The following is a 3,281-nucleotide window of genomic DNA, read 5'->3' on the forward strand; positions in this document are numbered from 1 at the left end:
CGCTTCGTCGACACCAACGGTAATTCCAAGTGGGATGGGAAGAACGGCAAGTACGACGTCACCACCCTGATCTGGGTGCAAGAGCGCATCATCTGGACGAGCTGGCCGCACGGGCTGGATCGCGTCAGGTCGGCGCTCAACCAGAGGCCCGTCGTCAAGCAGCTCGAGCCGCGCGATGACGCAGACGTCACCATCACTCACTTCGAAGCGGCGGAGTCCGTCTTCCTGCTGGCCGATCCCTGGTTCAACCGGATCGCCCAGAACGAGGACGGTGACGGCTGCAGCGGCGGCGGCATTGGCCCGATCATCGTGGAGAGCCTGGGCCAGGGTGTCGCCTTCACCTACCCGTCCTTCTCCATCGAGCGCTTCGTCATCCGCGATCAGCACGATCCGGCCGCCAACCCACCGCCTCCCCCGTTCCCGGCTCCCGGCATCAAGTTCAAGGTGAGCGCCAACTGCAAGTACACGGCGGCCCAGGAGGACGGGCACGTCGTGCTGGTGCCCTCGCCGACGATCAGGGGCTTCGTCTTCTAGAAGGGCATTGACCGGCGGCCCCGCCGTCCGTAGGGTCCTCCGCGGCTGATTTTCGAGTCAATCGGCCGCGGAGGGCGTGTGAGCCAGCAGCAGACCAGCAAGGCAGCCGACGCAGGGTCGCGCGAGAGCGAGCGCCGGCACACCATCCTCCGGGCGGCGATCGAGGTCTTCGCGCGCAAGGGCTACCACGGGTGCCGCATCGCGGACGTGGCGAGCGAGGCGGGCGTGGCCTACGGGCTCGTCTACCACTACTTCAAGAACAAGGATGAGCTGCTGGAGACCGTCTTCGAGACGGGCTGGAGCGGCTTCATCACCCGCGTGCGCGCGGTGGCCGAGGGCGAGGGGACGCTCGAGCAGAAGGTGCGCCGCATCGCGGACGTGGCCTTCGAGGCGTACCGGGTGGATCCGCGCACCGTGAAGGTGCTGATCGTCGAGATCGCCCGCAGCCCTGGAGGCCGGGTGAACCGGCAGACGGCCTTCACGGATGCCATCCAGCTGTGCACGCAGATGCTCACCCGGGCCCAGGCTGCCGGCGAGCTGCGGCCCGAGGTGGATCTGCAGCTGGCCGCGGCCATGTTCTTCGGCAACATCGAGATGGCGTTCACCGCGCTGGTGATGGGGATGGTGGATCCCAAGGATCCGGAGAAGCTGGAGCAAGCCAAGAAGCAGCTGGCCGAGTTCTTTCTTCACGGAGTCCACGCGCGCGAGGGCGCCACGGAGGTGGCATGGAAGAAGGATCAGGAGAAGTCCGCTACGCGATCCAAGGTGCCCAGGCGCTCGTGACGATCGACCGGCCGAAGGCGCGCAACGCGCTGTCGGCGGCGGTGGTCCAGGGGCTGATGGAGGCCATTGGCCGGGCGGAGGCGGACCCGGCCGCGCGGGTGCTGGTGCTCACCGGCGCTGGGGAGAAGGTGTTCTGCGCGGGAGGAGATCTCGGGCAGATGGGGGAGGGCGGCTTCCTGGGCATGCACGAGGGCCGGCGCGCGTACGCCACGCTGCTCATGCGGCTGCAGGGGTGCCGCAAGCCCACGGTGGCGCGGGTGAACGGGCATGCGCTCGCCGGAGGGCTCGGGCTGGTGCTGGCGTGTGATCTGGCCGTGGCGGCCGAGCACGCGGAGCTCGGCACGCCGGAGATCGACGTGGGGCTCTTCCCGATGATGATGATGGCGCTCCTGCAGCGGCACGTGGGCCGCAAGCGCGCGCTGGAGCTGGTGATGACGGGAGACCGGCTGCCCGGGCGCGAGGCGCTGGCGCTGGGCCTGCTCAACCGGGTGGTGCCCGCGGCGGAGCTCGATGCAGCCGTGGGCGCACTGGCGGAGAAGCTCGCGGGCAAGAGCCAGGCGATCCTGGCGCTCGGCAAGCGGGCCTTCTTCACCGCGGAGGACATGCCGCTGCCAGCGGCGTTGGAGTTCCTGGCATCCCAGCTCTCGCTCAACGTGCTGGCCGAGGACGCTGGCGAGGGTGTCGCCGCCTTCCTGGAGAAGCGTCCCCCGAAGTGGAATGACCGCTGAGCTGATCGCGCCCCGCGCGCGGAGGAGAGTCCCATGCCCCTGGTGAAGGACAAGGTCATCGTCACCTGCGCGCTGACTGGCGTGCTGGCCAAGCGCGAGCAGTGTCCGTATCTGCCGTACTCTCCCGTGGAGATCGCCGAGGAGGCGAAGCGCGCGTACGAGGCGGGCGCCGCGGTGGTGCACATCCACGGCCGCGAGCCCGAGACGGGCGATCAGTCGTGGAGCACGGACATCTACCGGCAGATCCGTGACGAGGTGCGCACGCGCAGCCCCATCATCATCAACTTCTCCACCGGTGGCTTCAACATGGGCGTCGAGTCCGAGACGGAGAAGCAGGGCCGCCTGGCCTATGTCCCCGAGACGCGGCCGGAGATGGCGGCGCTCAACATGGGCTCGATGAACTACGCGAAGTATTCGGAGAAGCGGAAGGGCTTCGTCTTCGACTTCGTGTTCCCCAACCCCTTCTCGGACATCCTCATGGCGGCGCAGGCCATGCGCGCGGGCGGCACCAAGCCGGAGCTGGAGTGCTTTGATCTGGGGCACATCCACAACGCGCAGCCGCTGCTGGCCATGGGGGCGCTCAAGCCGCCGCTCCAGTACAGCTTCATCCTCGGGGTGCTGGGCGGCGTGGCCCCCACCGCGGAGAACCTGGCGCACATGGCCCGGCAGGTGGGACCTCAGGACACGTGGGAGATCATCGGCATCTCCAAGGTGCAGTGGCCGCTGGTCATGGCGGGGCTGGTGCTGGGCGGCAACGTCCGAGTGGGGCTGGAGGACAACTTCTACCTGGACACCGCGGGCACGCAGATGGCCAAGGGCAACGGGCCGCTGGTGGAGAAGGCCGTGCGGCTGGCGCGAGACGTGGGCCGCGAGCCCATGACGCCGGACGAGGCCCGCGCCGCGCTCAGCATTCCCCAGGCCTGGTAGCGCTGGCTCGCCCCGCTCAGGGGTTCGCCGTCACCGTGGCGGTGCCTTCATCCTCGCCAGGCGCGGTGGGGGAGGGCAGGGCCGGGGGCGTGGCGGAGGCGGTCACTCGCGGCTCCGGAGCGCCGAAGAAGTCGAGCTTGAGCAGCGAGAGCCCGTCCACCCAGAGCCCGTCCGCCTTCACGCCCCAGTGGAGGTGCGGGCCGGTGACGCGGCCCGTCTTCCCCACGAGGCCCAGCTTCTGCCCCTGCTTCACCTTCGTGCCCGGCTTCACGTCCATGCGCGACATGTGGAAGTAGGTGGTGTAGAGGC

The 3,281-nt window shown here is 68.9% G+C and carries 4 protein-coding genes and 1 pseudogene; 4 read left to right on the forward strand and 1 reads right to left on the reverse strand.

What is annotated here, in order from left to right; genetic code table 11:
* From VD972_RS10690 to VD972_RS10705, 4 genes and pseudogenes are all read left to right on the forward strand, one after another.
* Positions 1 to 534 (forward strand): annotated as a pseudogene (locus VD972_RS10690) (hypothetical protein); the annotation flags it as partial.
* A 78-nt stretch (positions 535 to 612) separates the two neighbouring features.
* On the forward strand, positions 613 to 1,317 hold the full coding sequence (locus VD972_RS10695; RefSeq protein WP_324984832.1) for a TetR/AcrR family transcriptional regulator: 705 nt from the start codon (positions 613 to 615) through the stop codon (positions 1,315 to 1,317).
* Positions 1,260 to 2,045 (forward strand): enoyl-CoA hydratase/isomerase family protein, encoded by a 786-nt coding sequence (locus VD972_RS10700; protein WP_324984834.1) that lies wholly within the window; start codon positions 1,260 to 1,262, stop codon positions 2,043 to 2,045. Before VD972_RS10695 ends, VD972_RS10700 begins: the two co-directional genes overlap by 58 nt.
* Positions 2,046 to 2,078: 33 nt before the next feature.
* The gene (locus VD972_RS10705) at positions 2,079 to 2,972 is read left to right on the forward strand and encodes a 3-keto-5-aminohexanoate cleavage protein (RefSeq protein WP_324984837.1); all 894 of its coding nucleotides are present in this window, start codon (positions 2,079 to 2,081) and stop codon (positions 2,970 to 2,972) included.
* 16 nt (positions 2,973 to 2,988) lie between these two features.
* Here VD972_RS10705 and VD972_RS10710 read toward each other — a convergent pair.
* Positions 2,989 to 3,281 (reverse strand): M23 family metallopeptidase (locus tag VD972_RS10710; protein WP_324984840.1); only part of this gene is annotated, 293 nt, incomplete at its 5' end.

Origin of the sequence: Hyalangium sp., from assembly GCF_035629615.1 — a bacterium.
Lineage (GTDB): Bacteria > Myxococcota > Myxococcia > Myxococcales > Myxococcaceae > Hyalangium.